Raw genomic sequence first — 21,347 nt, 5'->3', positions numbered from 1 at the left:
CGGGGTCTTTTCGTGTGCGTCTCGCCGGCCCTCTGACATTTGTCATGCGGAGAGGTGACACCGCGCACTGCTCCCGGCTTTGGATCGCCGGGACGCTGGTGTCATGAACATCAACGAACACGAACACGTGATTGAGGTCACTGACCTGCGTCGTGTGTACGGGGGCGGGTTCGAGGCGGTACGCGGAATCACGTTCTCCGTGGACCGCGGCGAGGTCTTCGCGCTGCTCGGCACCAATGGCGCGGGCAAGACGTCCACCGTCGAGCTGCTCGAAGGGCTCGCCCGGCCCGCCGCGGGGCGGGTGCGGGTGCTCGGGCACGATCCCCACACCGAGCGGGACGTCGTACGGCCGCGGACCGGGGTGATGCTGCAGGAGGGCGGCTTTCCGTCCGAGCTGACCGTCGCCGAGACCGCGCGGATGTGGGCGGGGTGCGTGAGCGGGGCCATGCCCGAGGCCGAGGCCCTGGACATGGTCGGGCTCGGGCGGCGGGCCGGCGTGCGGGTGAAGCAGCTGTCCGGCGGTGAACGGCGACGGCTGGACCTGGCACTCGCCCTGCTCGGCAGGCCCGAGGTGCTGTTCCTGGACGAGCCGACGACTGGCCTCGACGCCGAAGGGCGCCGGGACACCTGGGAGTTGGTGCGGGAGCTGCGCAACGCCGGTACGACGGTGCTGCTGACCACGCACTACCTCGAAGAGGCAGAGAACCTCGCCGACCGGATCGCGATCCTGCACGAGGGACGCATCGCGGCTGCCGGGACACCGGCCGAGGTGACGGCGGCCCAGCCCTCGCGGATCACCTTCGAGCTGCCTCAGGGCTACTTCGTGGGAGACCTGCCGCCCCTCGACGACATGGGCGTGCGCGAGCACGAGATCGACGGGCGCGTCGTACGGCTGCGCACCCACGAGTTGCAGCGCACCGCGACCCGGCTCCTGGTGTGGGCGGAGACGGCAGGCGTGGAGCTGCGGCGGCTGGACGTGCGGCCGGCGTCGCTGGAGGAGGCGTTCCTGGGGATCGCACGGGAGGCGGCCGGCGCCGCCGAGAAGAAGGAGTACGCGGCATGAGTACGGCGATGACCACCCCCGTGGGACGCATGGCGGCGCTGGCCCGCGCGGAGGTGACGCTGCTCGGGCGCAGCAGGGGCACGCTGTTCGCGGCGCTGTTCGTGCCGCTGCTGCTGCCCTTCAGCGTGCGGGAGGCGGCGAAGGGGATGGACCTGGCCGAGGCCGGCCTTTCCCTCGGCACGGTCGTCCTGCCCGCCTCGATCGGCTTCTCACTGCTCTACGCGGTGTACGCCACGCTCGTCTCCGTCTACACCGCCCGGCGCGAGGAACTCGTCCTCAAACGGCTGCGCACCGGCGAGCTGAAGGACGCGGAGATCCTGGCCGGGGCCGCGCTGCCGGCCGTGGTCACGGGCCTCGCACAGAGCCTGGTGCTGGCGGTCGGCTGCGCCGTCCTGCTCGACGTGGGCGCGCCCGACGCTCCCCATCTCGCCGTGCTGGGCCTGCTGTTGGGGATCGTCCTGTGCGCGTCCCTGGGCGCCGTGACCGCCTCCTTCACCCGCAGCGTCGAGAGTGCGCAGGTCACGACGCTGCCCGTGGTGTTCCTCTCCATGATCTTCTCCGGGATGTTCGTCCCCCTGGAAGTGCTGCCGGACCGGATGGCGTCGGTGTGCGAACTGCTGCCGCTGACCCCGGTGATCACCCTGCTGCGGGGTGGCTGGACCGGCGACCTGTCGGCGTACGAGGCGATCGGTCCCGTGGTGACCGGGCTGGCCTGGACGGTGCTGGGCGTGTTGGCTGTGCGACGGTGGTTCCGATGGGAGCCACGGCACTGAGGCAGGGGGACGGCGCATGCGCGGGCCGGGAACGTGGTGGCGGGGGAAGAGCACCCCGGCGAAGGTGGAGACGTACACGAGGTGCTCCTTTCACTTCTTCGCGGTGATGGAGGTCGTGTCGGTCGCGCTGCCGGTCATCGGCGAGATGTCGTCCGAGCTGGGCGGCTGGCTGCTGCTCATGGTGTGCGCGCACGCGGCGGTCAGCGCCCTGATCGTGTCGCGGGCACTGGACTGGGTGTGCGATCGGCGTGAGCAGCCCGTACGGCTGATCTGGACGCTCGGCGCCGTCACCGCGGCGGTCGCCGCCACCGGTCTCGCCGTGGTCGAGTACGGCCCGAAGGGCGACGGCGTCGACTCCGCGGCGGGCAGCGTGTTCGGCGCCGTCGTGTTCTTCGGGGTGGGCATCATGGCGCTGGGGGTGCACAGCCGCAAGCGGATGTCCGCCGTCGTCGTGGGCTTCGCGGCGGGTGCGGGTCTCTTCGTGCTCCTGATCAGCCGGTCCGCCTTCGCCGCGCTGGTCATCGCCCTGATCACGCTGCTCGGCAGCGGTTTGTTCGCCTTCATCGCGGTGTTCTCCGTCTGGCTCCTCAAAGCGGTCTACGAACTCGACCAGGCCCGCGAGACCCGGGCCCGGCTCGCCGTCGCCGAGGAGCGGCTGCGGTTCGGGCGGGATCTGCACGACGTCATGGGGCGGAATCTGTCGGTCATCGCCCTGAAGAGCGAACTCGCCGTGCAGCTCGCGCGGCGCGGGCGGCCCGAGGCCGTGGAGCAGATGATCGAGGTGCAGCGCATTGCGGGCGAGTCGCAGCGCGAGGTGCGGGACGTCGTACGCGGCTACCGGGAGGTCGACCTGGAGGTCGAACTGGCCGGTGCGCAGGGGGTGTTGACGGCGGCCGGGATCGAGTGCCGGGTGACCGGCCGGACGGCGGGGCTGCCCGTCGAGGTGCAATCGGCGCTGGCCTGGGTGGTGCGGGAGGCGACCACCAATGTGCTGCGGCACGGGAATGCCGGGCGGTGCTCGGTGGGGGTATCGGTGAGCGAGGGACGCGTGGTGTTGACGGTGGAGAACGACGGGGCTGCCGGAGCCTCCGACGGGGGTAGGGGCTCCGGGCTCGCCGGGCTGCGGGAGCGGCTGGCCGCGGTGGACGGGACGCTGGACGCCGGTCACGTGGGCGAGGCGGTGTTCCGGCTGGTGGCGGAGGTGCCACTGGCGGGGGCGGGCGTGCGGGAGGTCGCCGTATGACCGACCTGCGGAGCGACCGCGCGACCGGCCGCCCGGCAGGGCCCGTACGACTGCTCCTCGCCGACGACGAGCATCTGATCCGGGGGGCACTCGCCACCCTGCTCTCCCTGGAGGACGATCTCGTGATCGTCGCCGAGGCGGCGACCGGGCCGGAGGCGCTGGCGATGGCACGGGCGCACGAGCCGGACGTGGCCGTCCTCGATCTCCAGATGCCCGGCGCGGACGGTGTGAAGGTCGCCACATCGCTGCGGGCCGAACTGCCCAAGTGCCAGGTGCTGATCGTGACCAGTCACGGCCGGCCCGGGCATCTGAAACGGGCCCTTGCGGCAGGTGTGCGCGGGTTCGTCCCGAAGACCGTCAGCGCCCAGCGGTTGGCGGAGATCATCCGTACCGTGCACTCCGGAAACCGTTACGTCGATCCGGAGTTGGCCGCCGACGCCATCGCGGCCGGGGACTCGCCGCTGACCGCCCGGGAGGCCGAGGTGCTGGAACTCGCCGCCGACGGGGCACCCGTCGCGGAGATCGCGGAGCGGGCCGCGCTGTCACAGGGGACCGTGCGGAACTATCTGTCCTCCGCCGTCTCCAAGCTAGGGGCGGAGAACCGGCACGCGGCGGTGCGTCTCGCGCGGGAGCGGGGTTGGGTATAGTGGTTCTCGCGCCACGGCGCATGCGAACGTAGCTCAGTTGGTAGAGCGCAACCTTGCCAAGGTTGAGGTCGCGAGTTCGAACCTCGTCGTTCGCTCAGTTTCGAAAGGCCCCCGGTTCTCCGGGGGCCTTTCGCGTTACGCCCAGCTCATGCCCGTCAGGCGCTCGTACGCCTCCACGTACTTCGCGCGGGTCGCGTCCACGACCTCCGGCGGCAGCGGCGGCGGGGGCTGCTCGCTCTTGCGGTCCCAGCCGGAGGCCGACGAGGTCAGCCAGTCGCGGACGAACTGCTTGTCGTACGACGACTGCGCACGGCCCGGCTCCCACTGCTCGGCCGGCCAGAAGCGGGACGAGTCCGGGGTGAGCACCTCGTCGGCGATGACCAGCGTCTCCCCCTCGAACCCGAACTCGAACTTGGTGTCCGCGAGGATGATGCCGCGGTCGCGGGCGATGTCCCGGCCGCGGGAGTAGACGGCAAGGGTCGCCTGGCGCAGCTGGGCGGCGGTGTCGGCGCCGACCTGGCGGGCGACCTCCTCGTAGGAGACGTTCTCGTCGTGCTCGCCGACCGCAGCCTTGGTCGCCGGGGTGAAGATCGGGGCGGGGAGTTCGCTGCCGTCGACGAGGCCCTCGGGGAGGGCGAGGCCGCAGACTGTGCGGGACTCGTTGTACTCCACCAGGCCGGAGCCGGTGAGGTAGCCGCGGGCGACGGCCTCCACCGGGACCATCTGGAGCGACTTGCAGACGAGCGTGCGGCCCTCCCAGCCGGCGGGGGCGCCCGCGGGCACGTCGGTGCCCAGCACGTGGTTGGGGACCAGGTCGGCAAGCTGGTCGAACCACCACAGGGAGAGCTGCGTGAGGATGCGGCCCTTGTCGGGGATCTCCGTCGGCAGCACCCAGTCATAGGCGGACATACGGTCGCTGGCGACCATCACGAGGTCACCGGCCTCGTTCTGGTACAGCTCGCGCACCTTGCCGGTGTGCAGGTGCACCAGGCCCGGAACCTGGATCGGCTCGGGCTTTTCTACGAATCCGGACACGGTTCCTCCCCGTGGTTCTGTCCAATGGGTCGATTGTCCCGTACGGGGCGCTGACCTTGGACTGGGGGTGTGCTGGGTGAGCGACCTGGGTGTGCTGGGTGAGCAATTCGGGTGTGCTGTGTGAGCTCAGTCACGCTTGCAGATGCGGTCCAGGAGGTTGGCGGTGGCGCGCTGGACTCGGGCGTCGACGTGGCCCGGGCGGTCCAGTGCCGGGGACCACGCGAACGTGCCGGACGCGAAGACCAGAGCGCCTGAAGTGGCGCGGTAGAGGGACGTCTCCTGGTGGCGCAGGGCGCCCTCGCGGTCGGCGTACGGGGAGTGGGCGAGCAGGATGCGCTCCTCGTGCTCGGGGAGCGGGGTGCGCGGGAAGTAGCGGTCGGCCTCGCCCGCGACCAGGTCCTTGATCTCGTCGCCCTCATGGGCGCCGGTCGCCTCCCACAGCCAGTGGTCGGCGTTGCGGACGATCAGGGGGTGCGGCTCCGGGACCTGGCCCGCGTACTGGATGCCGATCACCTCCTGTTCGGGGCGGTCGATCTCGCGCCACAGGACCGAGCGGCCGGGGCCCTTGCGCTTCCGGCAGGTGAGGAGGCGGTCCGGGACGCCGGACGGGGACGGGCCCAACTCCACCTGCCAGTACATGGAGTTGGCGGAGAGGAAGACGAGGGATGTGCCGTTCTCGCGGGCGAGCTCCACGGTGCGGCGCATGTTCGTCGACCAGTACTCGTCGTGGCCGGGGAAGACCAGGCCGCGGTAACGGGTGGGGTCGACGTGTCCTGCGTGCAGGTCGCGGGCGTCGGCGTAGGCGATGTCGTAGCCGTAGCGCTCGGCCCAGCGGATGAAGTCGTAGGCGTGGCCGACGTGCAGGGGCAGGCCCGCGCCCGCGTACGGGCGGTCGAAGGAGACGGTCGTGGCGGCGTCGGCCTCGCCGAGCAGCCGGCCGTCCTCATCCCAGGCGTGGTAGAGGCTGGCGCCGATGCGGCCGTCCTCGGGATAGAGGTTGTAGGCCTGCCAGGTGACGTCGGGGAGGAGCAGGAGCAGGTCTGCGGGGTGGTTGTCGCGGACCGTGAACGGGATGTGGGAGCGGTAGCCGTCGACGGTGGTCAGGACGGCCACATACGCGCCGATGCTCCAGTAAGACGGGATCTGCAGGCGCCAGGACAGCCACCAGTGGTGGCAGGAGACCGTGCGGTCGGCGGTGAGCGGGGGCGGCTGGACGATGCCGGAGAGGCGGGGGCTCGTGGTGATCTTCGCGGCGCCGTCACCGCCGTAGTGGCCGATGCGGTAGATGTCGACGGCGAATTCCTGCGGCGGGTCGACGGTGATGTGGAAGTCGACGGCCTCACCGGGGGCGACCGCGCCGGTCGAGATGAAGCCCTTGATCTGACGGCGGACGTCGTCGGCCGAGCGGGGGCCGGCGCTGCGGGGTGCGGGGACCCTCGGGGTGTCCGACGTCGGTGGGTGGGCCTGGCCGTCGACGTACCAGGGGACGACCTGGCCGGTGTCGTCGAAGTACGTCACGTTGCCGCGCAGCCAGGGGACCGGGCCCTGGCCGAAGGGGTCAGTCACGGCGTGCGCGAGTGCGCCCGACTCCCAGCGGCGGATCTGCTCCGACCCCATGCCATACCCCTCCCTCGTTCCCCCGTGGTTGTGCATCGAGCGTCGTGTGTTGTGGTGCGCGTCTGCTGCAAGTGCCCTGTGTTGCAGGCGGTTGCTTGCGATGGCTCGCGGTTTCTGCCGTGCGACATGGGCTTCTTGTGGCTGTCGTATGTCGTAAGCCCTTGCCATGTGCGCTATCGGTCCCAGCACATCACATTCTGCACGCATCCTGTCACTATTCGTTGCGAATTGGCCGAAAGTGGAACCGGGGGTTCCGACCGCCTACGGGGGCCACGGCCGCCGTCAGACCAGGCGAACCGGCTTCTCCGGGCGTATCCCCGACTCCACCAGCCAGGCCCGCAAGGGGGTCGGGTCGCCGTCCTCGATGAGGCTGAGGACTCTGGGGGTCAGGTCAGCGGCCCGTTCGCCGTTGATGAGGAGCGTGGGGCCGTCGAGCCAATCCAGCCCCGGCACCGCGCCGGCGGTGTCCATCGCGGCACAGCACACCATCGCCGTCACGTGGTCGGTGAGCAACTCGCGTGAGGTGCGGGGCGGTTGCAGCGGGAAGAGGGGGAGCGCGTCGATGTCCAGGAGAGTCGTACCGGGGTCCGGGGACACCGTCCGCTCCGTCGGCGTCGCCGCCTCCTCGCGGGCCAACTCGGCGGTGATGCCTGCGGCGAGGGCGGAGCTGCGCTCGGTTTCCTGGTCTTCGGTGGGGTGGTCGTCGGCCATGGAGGCGTAGGGGGCTTGGGGGCTTGGGAGTCGTAGTGAGGGTGGGGGTGGCGTGGGCGTTGAGGGCCTGGTCGCCGGTGGCGGGAGGTTGGTCGGGGCCGGGGTGCGGCTCGGCGGTCCGATCGAGGTCTTCGTACGTGTCCGGGGCCTGGTCGAGCCTTGCAGCCGCGTCGGCAGCCTGGTCGGGGCCGGCAGAGGCGCCGGAGGACGGGTCCATGCCGGCGTGCACGTCGGACGCCGGGTCGTGTCTGTCGCGGGCGTCGGCAACCTGCCCGAAGGCGGCGTCCGCCTCGGCGTCCCCAGCACGGTCGGCAGACACACCGGGAGCCCGGTCAGGACCGTCATCGGCGCGGGAAGTCTGACCGTGACCGGCGTCCGCCTCGGCGTCCCCAGCACGGCCGGCAGACACACCGGGAGCCCGGTCAGGACCGTCATCGGCGTGAGAAGTCAGACCACGGCCGGCGTCCGCCTCTTCCCCAGCACGGCCGACAGACGCACCGGAAACCCGGTCAGGACCCTCATCGGCGCGGGAAGTCTGACCGTGACCGGCGCCCACCTCGGCGTCCCCAGCACGGTCGGCAGACACACCGGGAGCCCGGTCGGGGCTGTCGTCCGCGTCGGCAAGCTGGCCGATGGCGGCGTCCGCCTCGGCCCCCGGATCACGGTCGGCAGACGTGTCGTAGCCCGGCGCGGGGTCGGCGGGCGTGTCCGTGGGTCTGCGGGAGTCGGCTTCCGTGGGTGTCGTCCGGTGTCGGGCGCTGTGTGGCTCGGGGTGGCCTGGGTCGTGGGGGTACGCCGCGGTGGGGCCCGGGGTCGTCAGGTGGTCCAGGACTCGGGCCAGGGTGGGGCCGTCGGTTTCCGGGCCCTCGGTGGTGCGGCGGACGCCGAGGGTGTCGAGGACGCGGTGGAGGCGGGCCGCGTCGGTGCGCCATTTACGGTCGACGACCTCCTCCGGATACTCCTGCCAGCCCACCGGGGACCAGTCGGGCCCGGGCTCGGCGGGGCCGCCGTGGAAGAGGCGAGCGGCGAGGAGTGACGCGGCCTCGTCGACCGTGCCGGGCTCTTCGAGCAAGTCACAGGCGGGGCGCTCACCCAGCCGGGAGGCGAAGCCCTCGGCCAGACGGTCCCGGCGGGAGAGTTCGGTGAGTGCGGCGACGACGCCCGCGTCCAGCCGGGACGGCCAGCGGCCCATCCGCCAGGCGGGCAGCGCGACCCGGGTGAGCAGCCGGTCCCAGCCCGCGTACGCCAGTCCGACCTGTTCCTGCGCGACGATCCGCAGTCCGTAATCCACAGCCTGTGCACGCTCGGCGGCCGCGGCGGCCACGCCCCGCTCCATCTCGGTCGCATGGTCCCGGCAACTGCGCAGCAGCACCCGAGCGACCCAGCCGATGCCCGCGCACACCGCCCGCGACCCCGGGCAACGGCCGCGCGTCGAGGCGACGGCCACGGCGGCGTCCAGGCCCCGGACGAAGCGCCGGGCCTGGGCTATGTCCGGGTGCGCCGAAGGTCCCGTACCGGCGACGACCGGGGCGAGGACCGCGCGCAGCTCGCCGACCCGCATCCACCACAGGAACGGGGAGCCGATGACCAGGACAGGGGCGGCAGGCGTACGGCGGTGGGCGCCGCGTGAGCTTCCGCCGCGCAGGCCGTTGAGACCGTCCTCGTCGCGGTCCTCCGCCGGGGGCGGCGGGCCGTGGGACGGGTGGGTGCGGTCCTCCAGCCAGCTGTCGCAGTCCGGCGTGAGCGCTATCGCGGACGGGGCGGGTACGTCGAGGCGGTCGGCGAGGTCGCGCACCAGCCGGTACAGGTCCGGGGCCTGCTCCTCGCCGACCGGGACCGTGGGACTGACGGCGGGGCGGGCGCGGGCGACCACCAGCGCGATCGCGGCGGCGGCGAGCAGGACGAGGACGGCGACGGGGGTCACGACCCAGCGGGCGGCATGCCAGCCCGGGCCGACGAAGTGGCCCGTGGAAACGCCGGCGAGCAGCACCACGGCGACCGCCGCGGGCAGCAGGGCGACGGCCAGCGCGCGGCTGCGGATGCGCAGTACCGCGAGGGCCCGGGCACGCGCGGCCTGTGCACCCATCTCCACACCCATACCGGTCACGGCCGGACCTCACCCCCTCCGCGCTGCCCTGGCTGTCCGAACTGTCCTGGCTTTGCTCACTCCCCCACTGTGGCACCCACCACTGACATCGCAATGCCGGTGGGCCAAGTGCCGGAACGCTTTCGCCGCACCCTAGTTGGGGCTTCGGCCCACGTCAGCCGGATGGGGCATCGGTCACTCGATGGAATGGCTTTGGGGAAAGGTGGATGACGGACAGCGAGGATCAGGCCCCTGATCACCGCAGGTGGCGAGGCCTGCTCCCGGCGGTGGCGAGACCTGGTCCCGGACGGTGGCAGGCCCTGGCCCCGGCATGGGTCAGGCCCCGAATCCTGAGACGGATTCGGGGCCTTCGGGGTTCATCCGGGCCGGGCGCTCGGGGTGGCTACTCGCCCGTCGCCGCCTTCGCCGCGATGTCCGTGCGGTGCTGGGAGCCGTCGAGCCGGATGCGGGCCACGGCCCGGTACGCGCGCTCGCGGGCCTGGGTGAGGTCCTTGCCGGTGGCCGTCACGGACAGGACCCGGCCGCCGGCGCTCAGGACCGAGTCACCGTCCTGCTTGGTACCGGCGTGCAGGACGTACGCATGCGGAGCGTCCTCGGCGGCCACCTCGTCGAGACCGGTGATCGGATCACCGGTGCGCGGGGTGCCGGGGTAGTTGTGCGAGGCGACGACCACGGTGACCGCGGCGTCGTCGCTCCAGCGCAGGGGCTCCAGGTCGGCGAGTTCCCCCTTGGCGGCGCCCAGCAGGACCCCGGCCAGCGGGGTCTTCAGGCGGGCCAGGACGACCTGGGTCTCGGGGTCGCCGAAGCGGGCGTTGAACTCGATGACCCGTACCCCGCGGGAGGTGATCGCGAGACCGGCGTAGAGCAGCCCGGAGAACGGGGTGCCGCGCCGGCGCATCGCGTCGACCGTCGGCTGGAGGACCGTCTCCATGACCTCGTCGACCAGCTTCGGGTCGGCCCACGGGAGCGGGGAGTACGCGCCCATGCCGCCGGTGTTCGGGCCCTCGTCGCCGTCGAGCGCCCGCTTGAAGTCCTGGGCGGGCTGGAGCGGGAGGACCGTCTCGCCGTCGGTGATGGCGAAGAGGGAGACCTCGGGGCCGTCGAGGTACTCCTCGATGACGACGCGCTCGCAGGAGTTCGCGTGCGCCCTGGCCGCCTCGATGTCGGCGGTCACGACGACGCCCTTGCCGGCCGCGAGGCCGTCGTCCTTGACGACGTACGGGGCGCCGAAGGCATCGAGCGCCTCGTCGACCTCGGCGGGCGTCGTGCAGACGTAGGAACGGGCGGTCGGGACGCCGGCCGCCGCCATCACGTCCTTGGCGAACGCCTTGGAGCCCTCGATCTCCGCGGCCTCCCCGGAGGGACCGAAGACCGGGATGCCCGCCGCGCGCACGGCGTCGGCGACCCCGGCGACGAGCGGTGCCTCCGGCCCGACGACCACGAGATCGGCACCGAGCCGTTCCGCCAGCGCGGACACGGCCGTGCCGTCCAGGGCGTCGACCCGGTGCAGCTCGGCGACCTCGGCGATGCCGGCGTTGCCGGGGGCGCAGTGCAGCGCGGTGACGTCGGGGTCGAGGGACAGGGAGTGGCACAGGGCGTGTTCGCGGGCGCCGCTTCCGATGACGAGGACCTTCACGGGGGTCAGCCTAACGGGGTTCTTGTGCGGGATGCCGAGGGGCCGGGGGTTCGTGACCTGTACGTTCCTCCAAGGCGCTGCGCCCCGCTACTCGTTCGTGAACTCCTCCACCACCGTCGCCCCCAGCTCCCGCACGATCAGTTCACGGCCGGAGAGCGCCGACTCGTTGAGGTCGGGGTCGTCGTCCTCGGGGATGTCGTCCTCGATGTTCACCGGCGGACGCGGTTCCGGGGCGGACGAAGGCTCGGGCGCCGGGGTCGGGGTGGCGGTCGACGCGGAGGCCGGCGGGGGTGGGGTGGGCGCCGTGGGCGTGGACTGGGGAGGCGCCGGGCGCTGGGCGGACGTACCGCCACCGCCGTAGCCGCTGTTGCCACCGCCGGTGCCGCCTGAGCCGTAGCTGCCGCCGCCTCCACCGAAGCCCGGGGAGCCGCCCGGCGGCGGGGGAGCCGAGCCTCCGCCCGACGGGTCGACGATGGCCTCGATCTTCCACTGGACGTTGAACTGCTCGGCCAGCGCCTGCCGCAGGACGTCCTCGCTGCCGCTGCTCGTGAAGTTGTCACGCGCGCCGGCGTTGACGAAGCCGAGTTGGAGGGTGGTGCCGTCGAATCCTGCCACCTGGGCGTTCTGGCTGAGCAGGATCCAGGTGAAGCGGCGGCGGTTCTTGACCGCCTCCAGGATGTTCGGCCAGAGCATGCGGGGGTCGACGCCGCTGCTCGGGGGTGCGTAGGCGGGGGCCGCGCCTGCGGTGGGGGCGGGTGCGGGTGCGGGTGTGGGCGCCGGGGGCTGCTGCGGCGAGGGTGCCGGGGTGCCGCCCGCCGGGGCCGGGGGCTGCGTGCCGCCACCCGCTGGGGTTGCCGTGGGCCAGCCGCCGGGGCGTCGGCCGCCGCCTGCGGGGGCTGCGGTGGGCCAGGCGCCGGGGGCGGGGGCGGACGGGGCCTGGGGGCGGCGGCCGCCGGGGCAGGCGTAGGTGCGGGTGCGGGTGCGGGCTCGGGGGTGGGCGGAGCCTGGGAGGGCTGAGGCCGGTGGCCGCTCTGCGGTGCCTCGCTCGGGGCGGCGGGCGCGGGCGGGGTCTGCCCCGTGGGCGCACCCTGCCCTGCCGGGTCCGGGGCGGCCGTACCGCCCATGCCACCCGGGCCATCACCGGGCCCGGGCGCCTGCCCCGGCCCTCCCGACGCCCGTACGGCGGCCCGGGCCGCGGCGGGACCGCCACCCGGCACAACCGGCGCGGCGGCCGCTCCCGCGTGGGTGTCGGGGCCGGGCACATACCCCATCGCGGGCATGCCGGCGCCGCCGCCCGCGGAGAAGTTGACGCCCCGCTCCAGCCGGTCGAGGCGGGCCATCACGGAACGCTCGTCCCCGTACGCCGCGGGCAGCATCACGCGCGCGCAGATCAGTTCGAGTTGCAGCCGGGGCGAGTTGGCCCCCCGCATCTCGGTCAGCCCCTCGTTGACGAGGTCGGCGGCGCGGCTCAGTTCGGCGGCGCCGAAGATGCCCGCCTGGGCCTGCATGCGCTCCAGGACATCGGCCGGGGCGTCGATGAGCCCCTTCTCGGTGGCGTCCGGCACGGCGGCGAGGATGACGAGGTCCCGCAGCCGCTCCAGCAGGTCGGCGACGAACCGCCGGGGATCGTTGCCCCCCTCGATGATGCGGTCCACGACCTCGAAGGCGGCGGCGCCGTCACCTGTGGCGAACGCCTCCACGACGGAGTCGAGGAGCGAGCCGTCGGTGTACCCGAGCAGGGAGGTGGCCATGGCATACGTCACACCCTCCTCCTTCGCTCCGGCGAGCAGCTGGTCCATGACGGACATGGAGTCACGCACGGACCCCGCCCCCGCCCGCACGACGAGCGGCAGCACGCCCTCCTCGACGGGGATGTTCTCCCGGCCGCACACATCGCCGAGGTACTCCCGCAGGGTGCCCGGCGGGACGAGGCGGAAGGGGTAGTGGTGGGTCCGCGAGCGGATGGTCCCGATGACCTTCTCGGGCTCGGTCGTGGCGAAGATGAACTTCAGATGCTCCGGCGGCTCCTCGACGACCTTCAGCAGCGCGTTGAAGCCGGCTGACGTGACCATGTGGGCCTCGTCGATGATGTAGATCTTGTAGCGGCTGCTCGCCGGTCCGAAGAAGGCCTTTTCCCGCAGCTCACGGGCGTCGTCCACACCACCGTGCGACGCGGCGTCGATCTCGATGACGTCGATGGACCCGGGGCCGTTACGAGCGAGGTCCTGGCAGGACTGGCACTCGCCGCAGGGGGTCGGCGTAGGACCCTGCTCACAGTTCAGGCACCGCGCGAGGATCCGCGCGCTGGTCGTCTTGCCGCAGCCGCGCGGACCGCTGAACAGGTACGCGTGATTGACCCGGTTGTTCCGCAGCGCCTGCTGCAACGGGTCGGTGACATGCCCCTGCCCGATGACCTCGGCGAACGACTCCGGGCGATAGCGGCGGTACAGCGCGAGAGACGACACGCATACGAGGTTATAGGCGCCCACTGACAACCCGGCCCCGGCGGTCCGGCCCCCGGGAACGCAAGGGCCCCCCACGCACCCGCCAGAGCCAACCTACCCTTGCTGCCTTCCGGCCCTGGGGGAGTTCAGTCAGATAGCGCCGCGTGAGGGGCTTCCCAGAGAGTACCCGATGTCAGCAGTGCGGAACGAGTTCGCGAGCACTCCTCAACGTCTTGTATTGTTTGCGGCGGAGGATTCGCCTAGTGGCCTAGGGCGCACGCTTGGAAAGCGTGTTGGGGGCAACCCCTCACGAGTTCGAATCTCGTATCCTCCGCCAGTGCCTCACCGGGCACGATGTCGAAGGGCCCCCCCGTTCGGGGGGGGGCCCTTCGACGTTGTCCGTCTCATTTTCCGTCTCAGTTCGTCTCCGGCGGCTCCCAGAGAACGTCGCCGACTTGCTGGGCGACTTTCCGCAGCAGCGTTCCAGTGACATGCATGTAGCGGGCGCGCATGCGGGCCGCTCCCCCGGGCTCCCAACCCATGATCGCGTCGACCACGACGTCCGGGACGCCGAGGATCAGGAGGACGGTCGCGGCGGTGTGGCGAGCGTCATGGAGGCGACCGTCCCGTACGCCCGCGTCCCGCAGCAGTCGTTTCCAGATGTGGAAGTCTGTGTTCGGGCTGAGGGGGCCGCCGGTCGGGGAGGCAAAGACGTATCCCTTGTCCTCCCAGTCGGTGCCGGCCTCGATTCGGTCCTTCTCCTGCTGCTCCTGGTGTTGGCGGAGGAGCTTGATCAGCGGGTCGGGCAGCCCGATCGTGCGACGCCCGGCGCGAGACTTGGTGGACTTGTGCTCTCGGCGGGTCTGCTGCTTCTGGGGGCAGTAGCCGGCTTTCCGGCCGCACGGGTTGTCTCCACAGCCGTGGGCGTACTTGGGCCGAAGCCGGTTCTTGCGGATGCGCACGTATCCCGCGTCCAGGTCGACGTCTTCCCAGTGAAGTCCGAGCGCCTCCCCCTGGCGGAGGCCGAGCGCCAGGGCGACGACCCAGCGAGCGCTGTTGCGGAGCTTGGCGGCCTCGACGAGCAGGCTCTGAACCTCCTCGATCGTGAACGGCTCGATGTCCTCTTCTTCGAGTCGCGGAGCCTTTGCGATCTCGGCCACGTTGGTGGCGACGTGGCCACGCCGCTTGGCCTCACCAAGGGCGACCCGGATCGTCCGATGAGCGTGGTGGGCGGTGCCGGCGGAGCTCCCGGTCTCCTGCATCCTCCGGTAGAAGCGCTCCAAGTGCTCGGGCTCCAACTTGTCGAGCTTGTGAGCACCCAGGCCGGGCACGAGATGCACGCGTACGTCGACCTCATAGCCGTCGTATGTGTTCTCGGAGACGTACGGCTTGGCGATGTTCTCGACCCAGTGCTCAAGCCAGGCTTGGACAGTCCAGCTCTGGCCCGGTTTCCTGAGCTTTTTCTCGTCTCGGGCCCGCTCCATTTCGCGGACGGCCCTGGTCACCTCGGCCTTGGTCTTACGTTCGATGTGACGGCGATCGGGCTTGCCGTCATCGCGGACGCCGACCGTCACTCGTCCGTGCCACTTGCCGTCCTTGCCGAAGTAGATGGAGGAGGCGCCGTTGGGCTGACGACTACGTTTGTTCTCTGCCATGACGTCCTTCCTCAGGCTGCTTCAGCGGGTCGGTGACGGAGCTTGGCCACGTAGGCGGGCACGGCATCGGCGGGCACTCGACGCAACCGCCCGACCGTGACGGATTCGATCTCTCCGGCGCGCACGAGCCGGAAGCACGTCGTACGGCCGATGCGGAGCCGTCGAGCTGTCTCTTCGACGGTCAGCAGGACCAAGGACGGGTCAGTGTTCCCCTGCACGTTGTCCACGGCTCGGGGCTCAGCCATGGGTGGGTTCTCCTTCCGTTCCGGGGGCGGGTTCGAGGGATGCGGCGAGCCAGGTCTCACCAGCGCTGAGGCCGGTCCCGGCGAACACCCAGTGGGCGAGGACGAGCGTGGTTTCGCCGTCCTGGGGGACGGGCGGTGCTGCTTGCGCCCGGCGCCAGTCGGCTCGGGCATCACGGAGGGCGCCGAGCGTGGTCGAGTAACGGCGGGACTTGGTGGAGAAGTGACCGCGGAAGCCGAGCATGTGCGCCCAGGCCCGGAGGCGGAGGTCTGCCAGCTCGGCGCGCGCACCCAGGGTCCAGGCGGTACGGATCATGCGCCGGGCGTGATCGGTGATCCGTGCCTGGGCCAGCTCGGCGAGGAAGCGGATCGGCCGGTCCAGGGTGCCGGTCGCCGTCTCGGCGCCTTTGGTGGCGTACTTGGCGATGTACGCCGCTACGGCCCGCTCGGTCAGGCCCTGGCCGTGGTCGAAGTCGGCGGAACGGATCGGGCGGACGTCGAGTTGACGCCCGAAGGCGAAGGTGTGGGCCCGGCCGTCGATCTGCGGGCCGTCGATGCGTGCGGCGGTCGCGGCAGCGCGGATGGCGTCGGTCAGCAGCTCGGCCGTGGCCCAGGCCGGGGGCGAGGTGTCACCGCCTTCCGGGCCGTCGAGGCGGATGACCGCATGGAAGTGGACGGCTCCGCGCTTCTGGTATTCGGCGACCTTGGCGAAGGAGACGCGGGCGTGGTCGCGGAAGTCGCGTTGGGTGAGGCCGGCGCGCTTGGCGACTTCCCGGCGGAGGTAGATCGAGAAGCGCCGCCAGAGGGCGCCCGCGTGCGCGTTCCAGAGAACGGCCGCTTCGTAGTCGTAGGTGTCGGAGTTCAGCGGGGTGCCGAGTGCGGCGTCCTCCTGGTCGTGATGGGTGCCGCAGCGGCACGGGCGCCCGTCGGTGCGGCGGTTGTGGACCGGGCCGAAGCCAGGGGCGGTGAAGGTGGCGAAGACGCGCGGGTGGGTCGAAACCTGTTCCGGGGTGCCTTTGCCGCCGCGCAGTCCGGCGGTGATCAGGTGGTAGGTGTCGCGGCGGTACGTCTCGGCGCACGCGGGACAGCGGGTTGCACGTCGGTTGTTGCAGCGGACGAGGAGCTGACCGGCGGGGAGCGCGGCGGAGTCCAGGTGGCGCAGGACGTTGCCGATCTCGCCGGTCGCCGTGTTGACGGCGTACTCCGTGCGGTGGCCGTCGAGGCGGACGGGGTGGGTGCAGCCGCCCAGGCCGGAGAGTTGGCGGGCCAGCTCGGGCATGGTGCCCAGCGAGGCCAGCATGGAGAGTTCCGCCAGCGGGGGCGGAGTCTGCCGGGTGATGATGAGGGTTCCTTTCGACTGTTTCTGCGGTTGGGAGGGACGACCCCGGGGCGGCGGGATGCTTGGCGGCGTTTGCCGCCCCGGCGGCCGGTCAGCGCCTGTTGGCGTTGCTGACGAGGGAGCGCAGCACCACGGCGGCGATAGCCACGGACACGGCCGTGACGGCGACCGCCGCCAGGAGCGCGGTGAGGACGATGCCGACGACGACCACGGCGGTGACCGCTCCCACGTAGGGAGTGAGCGGGCGGCCGGCGGACGGCACCGGAGCCTGCACCTGGTGCTGCGTGGCGATGGCCGGGGGCGAGTGCGGGGTGTCGGGGAGCTGTGGGCGGAACAACACGGCGTACCTCCTTGTCACTTGTCGGTGCCGTTGACGACGTCGACCCCGGTGCGGGTGCCGGATTCGATGGCCGGGGCGAGGACGGTGTGCGAGAGCCAGAAGCCGAACAGCGCGATCACGACGGCGACCCAGAGACGGACACCGAGGAACTTGATCGCGGCCCAGGCGATGACGCCCAGGACGAAGACGAGCGGGAGCGAGACGGTCACGGGATCTCCTCAGCGGATCAGCAGACGCGGCAGCGGTGCGTACGGGCGGCCAGCTCGGCGGCGGCCCGGCTGTCGTAGTCGGTCGAGAAGCCGCAGCGCGGAGCCGTGCAGGCGGCGGTGTGCTTCTCGCGGCCCCGGCTGTCGTTGTAGGTGGCGACCTGGACGGGGCCGATGCGGACGACTCGGCGGAAGCGGCGGTTGGCGGGCATCAGTCGATCTCCTTCTTCGTCTCGCCCGTGAAGTCGGTGACGTGATCGGCGAGCCAGCGCAAGATCTCGTCGCCCTCGTAGCTGTCGGCGGCGAGGATGACCGGTTCGGCGATCAGTACGGCTTCGGTGAGGCGGTTCTGTCGGGTCAGCTCGGCGGCTCGTTTCAGCGCGCGGAGCGTGGACGGACGCATGTGGGAAGTTCCTCCGGGGTCAGGTGAGTTGGGCGGCGATGCTTTCGGCGAGCGGCATCGGGATGCCGAGCCGGGCGCGAAGTGTCGAGGTGTCGATGGGGGTTCCGGTTCGGGCGCGGTGTTCGTCGGCGACCTTCCGGGCCAGGGCGGCGAGGGCGGGCGGGACCGGGGACGGAGACGAGGGGGCCGACTCCGTTTCGTTTGCGAACAGTTCGGCCGCAGTCGAGGGCGGTTCGACCTCCGGAGCGATGGGTTCCGGTACTGCGGCCGTCGAGGACGGTTCGGGCATTGGTCCGGGAGCCTGGTCCGGATTCGGTGACCCGTGGGCAAGGAGGGTGCCGCCGAGGAAGGCGACGGCGGGCCAGCCCGCGACGAGGATGCGCAACCAGGCCGGTACGGCGTCCAGGTCGAGCAGTCCGGCTGTGGCAACGTTGGCGCCGAGCGATGCGGTCAGCGCGACGAGGAACCAGCACCACCCGGCCGCCTTCGCCTCACCGGAGCGAAGCCGCCGCCAGGCCGCCACCATCAGCAGGTCGACGGAGACCGGGTAGGCCCACGCCTTCCAGCCGTGCTGTCCGGCGGCCGAGGCCAGGTCGTGCAGGTGGGCGAAGGACAGGGCGGCGGCGATCAACGCCTGGACGAGCACGGCGTCAACGCGGACGGGCAAGGCACGCACGGCGCCACTCCTTCCGGATTTCGGGCATAGAGGGGGTAGGGACTTGGCGCAGGACGGCCGCGCCAACCGTGGGAGCGGGTATGGCTACTCGGGGACGGGGCGCGGGGTGGGTACCGGCCCGGCGCCCTTGACGGCCACAGGCGGGACATACGGCCGGAAGGGTGCGAGTGCCGGTACGTCGGGGACGAGGTGGGCCGTATCGCGGCAGGTGGCCGCAGCGTCGGTGAGGGAGAGATACGGAGTGCGGATGCGGGACCAGCCGCCGGATGTATCGCCGACCACGGCGAGGCCGGGTAGCTCGGAGGCGATGGCGCAGGCGGCGAAGACGGCCTCAGGGGCGATGTCGCCGAGAGCCATCTTGGCGGAGGCTTCGTCGTTGACGCGGTGGCAGACGCGCCCCGTGAGCTGGGCCCGGAGCATGGTGGCGCCCTTGCCCAGCTCGGCGCCGAAGCGCTGGCCGCAGACCTCCAGGTAGATGCCGGCGGCGCGACCGAGCTGAGCGAGGCGGATGAGCTGGGTGACCATCTCGTCCCGCCGTTCCTCCTCCTTCCGTGTGGCGACGAGGAAAAGTTCGGCCACCTCGTCGATGAACAGGACGAGCGGAGCAGGCCGTTCGCTCTCGGGCAGGCCCCAGATGTCCGAGGCGATCAGCTCATCAGGTGTACCGGGCGCGATGCCTTGCCGGGCCTTGATCAAGTCGTAGCGGTCCTCCATTTCCTTCACGAGCACGGGCAGCAGCACGGCCGCCTGCTCCGGATCGGTCGCCAGAGCGGAAAGCCGGGGAGCGAACGGCGCCAGCTCAACCCCGCGCTTGCAGTCGATCCCGACCAGGACGACGGGCTGAGCGGCCAGCGCGGTGAGCAGGTTGCGCAGGTACATGGACTTGCCGGACAGCGTGGCGCCGAGGACGAGTTCATGCGGTACGGCGCGGTAGTCGCGGACGAACGCTGTCGCGTCCTCCCGCAGCGCCACCGGCACCCGGAGGTGGCTGCCTTCGGTCCGGCGAGGCATCCGGACCTTCCGCAAGACATCGAAGCCGACGAGCCGCAGTTCAACGACGCCGGGCTTGACGTCCCGGACGTACACGGCGTGTACGCCCCAGGCATGCCGAAGGCGTTCGGCCGAGGCCGCCACATCCGCCGGCTCCTGGCCCGGGGCCAAGCGGAGCCGGAGACGCAGACCGGTCGCGGTGGGCCGAATCAGACCCCGGCGGGGCGGGACGGGCCGGACCTCACGGCGGGTGGTCGCCTTGATGGCCAGCGCCCGCCAGCGGGGCGGTTCGACCGTCAGGCCGCACGCGTCCATCGTTGAGGAGTACGAGACCAGCAGCCGGACCACCGAGACCGGCAGTCCGACCGTGGACCAGTACGCCGCGGGGTGGGCATGCCGGGCGTAGGCCGCGCCGCCTATCGCGGCTAGCGACCCTCCCAGTTCGGCCCACGTCACCAGGTCGGTCACGTCGATCAGCCCGCCTGAGCCATCGGGAAGGCGCCCGGAGCAATGGCGGTGGCCCGGTAGGCGATGCCGTGTCGCTGCTGGCCGTTGAACACGCTTTCCCACGGACGGGCGATGAGCCCCGGCAACGAGACAGGGGCGCCGACGGTCAGGCCGTCCGTCACCCCGCTCTCGGGGATCGTGACCTGGACCAGGGACGACTCGCCCTCGTCGATGAAGACGACGCCGACCGTCATCAGTGCCTCACCGCTCACAGAGTCCTTGGCGATCTCACCGGTCTGCCGGTCGCGCACCTTCGGTGCCGGAGCTTCGGTAAGCAGGATCGTGGCGGCCGAGGTGTCGATGCGGATCACACGCACAGGGATTTCTCCTTCTTCGGAAGTCGATCAACCCGTCACCTGACAAGTTGACTTAGCAAGTTCGAAGCTAGGGATGCCAGGTTGACTTGTCAAGTGGAGTTTTGGGGAGAACTGGCCCCGAGTGAGGCTCAGTTCAAGCGGTAGGTGTCTTCGAGTTCCTGCCGATCGGCAGGAAGCAGCACGTCAGAAACTTGTATCGCCTGCCCGGAGGCGTCACACGCGATGACCAGGACGCTCAGGACAGGCACACCCTCTGGCAAGTCGAGCAGCTCGGCTTCGTCGCTTTCCGGCAGTCGAGCCGAGACCCGCTCCGTGACGTGATCGAAGCGGATCTTCTTCCGGGCTTCCAGGTGCTCACGGGGGCTGCCGCTCAAGGCTTCAGGGCTGCCCAACTCGGTGCCGTCGACCAAGCCGGCGGGGAAGTACGACGAGACCAGCTCGACAGCTTCGCCGTCCGCTTCGACGAGGAACCGGCGCACAAGTACCTTGGTCCGCTTGGGTAGCCCGAGCGCGGAAGCGACGCGAGCGGGCACCGGGACCTGGCCGACCTCGACGAGGCGCCCTGCGGCCAACGATTCATCGCGCTCCAGCGCCTCGCGCCCCCGACGGTCTCTCTGCTCGGCGACGGCCGGGCGACCACGGACAATCGTGCCGTAGCCCTGCCGGGACTCCAGCCATCCGTCACGCTTCAACAGCTCCAGCGCCCGTACGACGGTCGGGCGGGACATCCCGAAGGCTTGCACCAGCTGATTCTCACTGGGAACGCGGGTACCCGGCGGATACGTGCCGTCCTCGATGCGACGCTGAATCGTCTGCGCGAGGCGAACGTACTTCGGTGCCTCCACCTCATACGCCATGAACGCCGCCTGTCGAGATTGGCCAAGTCAACTGGTCAACCAGACTAGCGACAGTTCGAGTGTCAGAACAGACGGGGTCTTGCATCAAGACGGCCAGGCATCGGCCATCTCGAAAGACACGACCGTACCGCCGAAGCGGCTCGGGCCGGAGTGCCACGAGTCGGCGATGGAGTCGACCAAGAGGAGACCACGACCATGCGCGTCGTTGGCGTCCGGCTGGCGCACGCGAACACTCGCCGGGAACCCGGGATTGTGCACCTCCACGCGCAGCGAAGCTCCCTCGCGAAACCACTCCACCCGCACGACCCATGGATCATCCGCCCGCCCGTAGACGATGGCGTTGGTGACCAGCTCGGAGATCATCAGTGCACAGTCGTCGACCGAGCAGGCCGGGTTGTACGGGGCGATGAACTTCTGGAACCAGCGTCGGGCCCGGGGTACGGACTCCGCGATTGGATGCAAGACCATCGCTCCGAGTCGGGGTGCGTCCGGGCCTGGGTGGCGGTCGATTGTGTAGGCCATCCGTGCTCACTCCCTGC

General features: G+C 71.1%; 22 protein-coding genes, 2 tRNA genes and 1 other RNA gene. 6 read left to right on the top strand and 19 right to left on the bottom strand.

Annotated elements, in window-relative coordinates:
• Nucleotides 1-103 precede the first annotated feature (103 nt).
• The 5 genes from OHO27_RS21830 (at nt 104) to OHO27_RS21810 (ending at nt 3,821) form a co-directional block, all read left to right on the top strand.
• Nucleotides 104-1,063: an ABC transporter ATP-binding protein gene (locus OHO27_RS21830; RefSeq protein WP_328426447.1), complete on the top strand. Its 960-nt coding sequence runs from the start codon at nt 104-106 to the stop codon at nt 1,061-1,063.
• A complete protein-coding gene (locus OHO27_RS21825; RefSeq protein WP_328426446.1) occupies nt 1,060-1,836 on the top strand; it encodes an ABC transporter permease in 777 nt (258 codons plus the stop codon). Before OHO27_RS21830 ends, OHO27_RS21825 begins: the two co-directional genes overlap by 4 nt.
• Nucleotides 1,837-1,852: 16 nt before the next feature.
• Nucleotides 1,853-3,079 (top strand): sensor histidine kinase, encoded by a 1,227-nt coding sequence (locus OHO27_RS21820; RefSeq protein ID WP_328426444.1) that lies wholly within the window; start codon nt 1,853-1,855, stop codon nt 3,077-3,079.
• On the top strand, nt 3,076-3,726 hold the full coding sequence (locus OHO27_RS21815; RefSeq protein WP_328426442.1) for a response regulator transcription factor: 651 nt from the start codon (nt 3,076-3,078) through the stop codon (nt 3,724-3,726). The genes OHO27_RS21820 and OHO27_RS21815 overlap by 4 nt, the downstream gene beginning before the upstream one ends.
• A 22-nt stretch (nt 3,727-3,748) precedes the next feature.
• A tRNA-Gly gene (locus OHO27_RS21810) sits at nt 3,749-3,821 on the top strand.
• A 40-nt stretch (nt 3,822-3,861) separates the two neighbouring features.
• On the opposite strand, the gene OHO27_RS21805 is transcribed toward OHO27_RS21810, so the two are convergent.
• The 7 genes from OHO27_RS21805 to ffs form a co-directional block, all read right to left on the bottom strand.
• Nucleotides 3,862-4,761: a phosphoribosylaminoimidazolesuccinocarboxamide synthase gene (locus OHO27_RS21805; protein ID WP_328426440.1), complete on the bottom strand. Its 900-nt coding sequence runs from the start codon at nt 4,759-4,761 to the stop codon at nt 3,862-3,864.
• Between the two features lie 126 nt (nt 4,762-4,887).
• Nucleotides 4,888-6,378 carry a N,N-dimethylformamidase beta subunit family domain-containing protein gene (locus OHO27_RS21800; RefSeq protein ID WP_328426438.1) on the bottom strand — a complete coding sequence of 497 codons (1,491 nt, stop codon included), beginning with the start codon at nt 6,376-6,378 and terminating at the stop codon, nt 4,888-4,890.
• A gap of 391 nt (nt 6,379-6,769) precedes the next feature.
• Nucleotides 6,770-9,196, bottom strand: coding sequence for a hypothetical protein (locus OHO27_RS21795; protein WP_328426436.1), 2,427 nt, complete (start codon nt 9,194-9,196; stop codon nt 6,770-6,772).
• A 382-nt stretch (nt 9,197-9,578) separates the two neighbouring features.
• Nucleotides 9,579-10,832, bottom strand: coding sequence for a phosphoribosylamine--glycine ligase (gene purD / locus OHO27_RS21790; protein WP_328426434.1), 1,254 nt, complete (start codon nt 10,830-10,832; stop codon nt 9,579-9,581).
• An 87-nt stretch (nt 10,833-10,919) separates the two neighbouring features.
• Nucleotides 10,920-11,045: a hypothetical protein gene (locus OHO27_RS21785; RefSeq protein WP_328426432.1), complete on the bottom strand. Its 126-nt coding sequence runs from the start codon at nt 11,043-11,045 to the stop codon at nt 10,920-10,922.
• Nucleotides 11,042-13,297 carry a DNA polymerase III subunit gamma and tau gene (locus OHO27_RS21780; protein ID WP_328426430.1) on the bottom strand — a complete coding sequence of 752 codons (2,256 nt, stop codon included), beginning with the start codon at nt 13,295-13,297 and terminating at the stop codon, nt 11,042-11,044. Before OHO27_RS21780 ends, OHO27_RS21785 begins: the two co-directional genes overlap by 4 nt.
• A 60-nt stretch (nt 13,298-13,357) precedes the next feature.
• An RNA gene (ffs, locus tag OHO27_RS21775) (signal recognition particle sRNA small type) lies at nt 13,358-13,452 on the bottom strand.
• Nucleotides 13,453-13,525: 73 nt separating this feature from the next.
• Between ffs and OHO27_RS21770 the strand changes: the two genes are divergently transcribed.
• Nucleotides 13,526-13,613, top strand: a tRNA-Ser gene (locus OHO27_RS21770).
• 79 nt (nt 13,614-13,692) lie between these two features.
• On the opposite strand, the gene OHO27_RS21765 is transcribed toward OHO27_RS21770, so the two are convergent.
• The 12 genes from OHO27_RS21765 to OHO27_RS21710 form a co-directional block, all read right to left on the bottom strand.
• Complete coding sequence (locus OHO27_RS21765) at nt 13,693-14,931, bottom strand: tyrosine-type recombinase/integrase (protein ID WP_328426428.1); 1,239 nt, start codon at nt 14,929-14,931, stop codon at nt 13,693-13,695.
• An 11-nt stretch (nt 14,932-14,942) separates the two neighbouring features.
• On the bottom strand, nt 14,943-15,176 hold the full coding sequence (locus OHO27_RS21760) for an excisionase family DNA-binding protein (RefSeq protein WP_328426426.1): 234 nt from the start codon (nt 15,174-15,176) through the stop codon (nt 14,943-14,945).
• Nucleotides 15,169-16,473 (bottom strand): replication initiator, encoded by a 1,305-nt coding sequence (locus OHO27_RS21755; RefSeq protein WP_328426424.1) that lies wholly within the window; start codon nt 16,471-16,473, stop codon nt 15,169-15,171. Before OHO27_RS21755 ends, OHO27_RS21760 begins: the two co-directional genes overlap by 8 nt.
• 130 nt (nt 16,474-16,603) lie before the next feature.
• A complete protein-coding gene (locus OHO27_RS21750; protein WP_328430504.1) occupies nt 16,604-16,849 on the bottom strand; it encodes a SpdD protein in 246 nt (81 codons plus the stop codon).
• A 17-nt stretch (nt 16,850-16,866) separates the two neighbouring features.
• A complete protein-coding gene (locus OHO27_RS21745; protein ID WP_328426422.1) occupies nt 16,867-17,061 on the bottom strand; it encodes a hypothetical protein in 195 nt (64 codons plus the stop codon).
• A 17-nt stretch (nt 17,062-17,078) separates the two neighbouring features.
• Nucleotides 17,079-17,270 (bottom strand): mobile element transfer protein, encoded by a 192-nt coding sequence (locus OHO27_RS21740; RefSeq protein ID WP_328426420.1) that lies wholly within the window; start codon nt 17,268-17,270, stop codon nt 17,079-17,081.
• Nucleotides 17,270-17,461 (bottom strand): hypothetical protein, encoded by a 192-nt coding sequence (locus tag OHO27_RS21735; RefSeq protein WP_328426418.1) that lies wholly within the window; start codon nt 17,459-17,461, stop codon nt 17,270-17,272. Before OHO27_RS21735 ends, OHO27_RS21740 begins: the two co-directional genes overlap by 1 nt.
• Nucleotides 17,462-17,480: 19 nt before the next feature.
• The gene (locus tag OHO27_RS21730) at nt 17,481-18,137 is read right to left on the bottom strand and encodes a DUF2637 domain-containing protein (protein ID WP_328426416.1); all 657 of its coding nucleotides are present in this window, start codon (nt 18,135-18,137) and stop codon (nt 17,481-17,483) included.
• 84 nt (nt 18,138-18,221) lie between these two features.
• Entirely contained in the window at nt 18,222-19,595 is a 1,374-nt protein-coding gene (locus OHO27_RS21725) for an FtsK/SpoIIIE domain-containing protein (RefSeq protein ID WP_328426414.1), read from the bottom strand.
• A gap of 5 nt (nt 19,596-19,600) precedes the next feature.
• Nucleotides 19,601-19,951, bottom strand: a complete 351-nt coding sequence (locus OHO27_RS21720) for an SCO3933 family regulatory protein (RefSeq protein ID WP_328426412.1) — start codon at nt 19,949-19,951, stop codon at nt 19,601-19,603.
• A 128-nt stretch (nt 19,952-20,079) separates the two neighbouring features.
• Complete coding sequence (locus tag OHO27_RS21715) at nt 20,080-20,808, bottom strand: GntR family transcriptional regulator (RefSeq protein WP_328426410.1); 729 nt, start codon at nt 20,806-20,808, stop codon at nt 20,080-20,082.
• A gap of 84 nt (nt 20,809-20,892) precedes the next feature.
• Nucleotides 20,893-21,330, bottom strand: a complete 438-nt coding sequence (locus OHO27_RS21710) for an ATP-binding protein (protein WP_328426408.1) — start codon at nt 21,328-21,330, stop codon at nt 20,893-20,895.
• Nucleotides 21,331-21,347 lie beyond the last annotated feature (17 nt).

This window comes from Streptomyces sp. NBC_00443 (assembly GCF_036014175.1).
In the GTDB taxonomy this organism is placed as follows: Bacteria; Actinomycetota; Actinomycetes; order Streptomycetales; family Streptomycetaceae; genus Streptomyces.
This window is presented reverse-complemented; position numbering and strand designations above follow the sequence as displayed.

Coding starts and splice junctions, on each gene's coding strand:
- OHO27_RS21765 (WP_328426428.1), bottom strand. CDS start 14,931: ATGGCAGAGAACAAACGTAGTCGTCAGCCCAACGGCGCCTCCTCCATC.
- OHO27_RS21820 (WP_328426444.1), top strand. CDS start 1,853: ATGCGCGGGCCGGGAACGTGGTGGCGGGGGAAGAGCACCCCGGCGAAG.
- OHO27_RS21740 (WP_328426420.1), bottom strand. CDS start 17,270: ATGCCCGCCAACCGCCGCTTCCGCCGAGTCGTCCGCATCGGCCCCGTC.
- OHO27_RS21755 (WP_328426424.1), bottom strand. CDS start 16,473: ATGCTGGCCTCGCTGGGCACCATGCCCGAGCTGGCCCGCCAACTCTCC.
- OHO27_RS21715 (WP_328426410.1), bottom strand. CDS start 20,808: ATGGCGTATGAGGTGGAGGCACCGAAGTACGTTCGCCTCGCGCAGACG.
- OHO27_RS21815 (WP_328426442.1), top strand. CDS start 3,076: ATGACCGACCTGCGGAGCGACCGCGCGACCGGCCGCCCGGCAGGGCCC.
- OHO27_RS21825 (WP_328426446.1), top strand. CDS start 1,060: ATGAGTACGGCGATGACCACCCCCGTGGGACGCATGGCGGCGCTGGCC.
- OHO27_RS21830 (WP_328426447.1), top strand. CDS start 104: ATGAACATCAACGAACACGAACACGTGATTGAGGTCACTGACCTGCGT.
- OHO27_RS21800 (WP_328426438.1), bottom strand. CDS start 6,378: ATGGGGTCGGAGCAGATCCGCCGCTGGGAGTCGGGCGCACTCGCGCAC.
- OHO27_RS21760 (WP_328426426.1), bottom strand. CDS start 15,176: ATGGCTGAGCCCCGAGCCGTGGACAACGTGCAGGGGAACACTGACCCG.
- OHO27_RS21735 (WP_328426418.1), bottom strand. CDS start 17,461: ATGCGTCCGTCCACGCTCCGCGCGCTGAAACGAGCCGCCGAGCTGACC.
- OHO27_RS21710 (WP_328426408.1), bottom strand. CDS start 21,330: ATGGCCTACACAATCGACCGCCACCCAGGCCCGGACGCACCCCGACTC.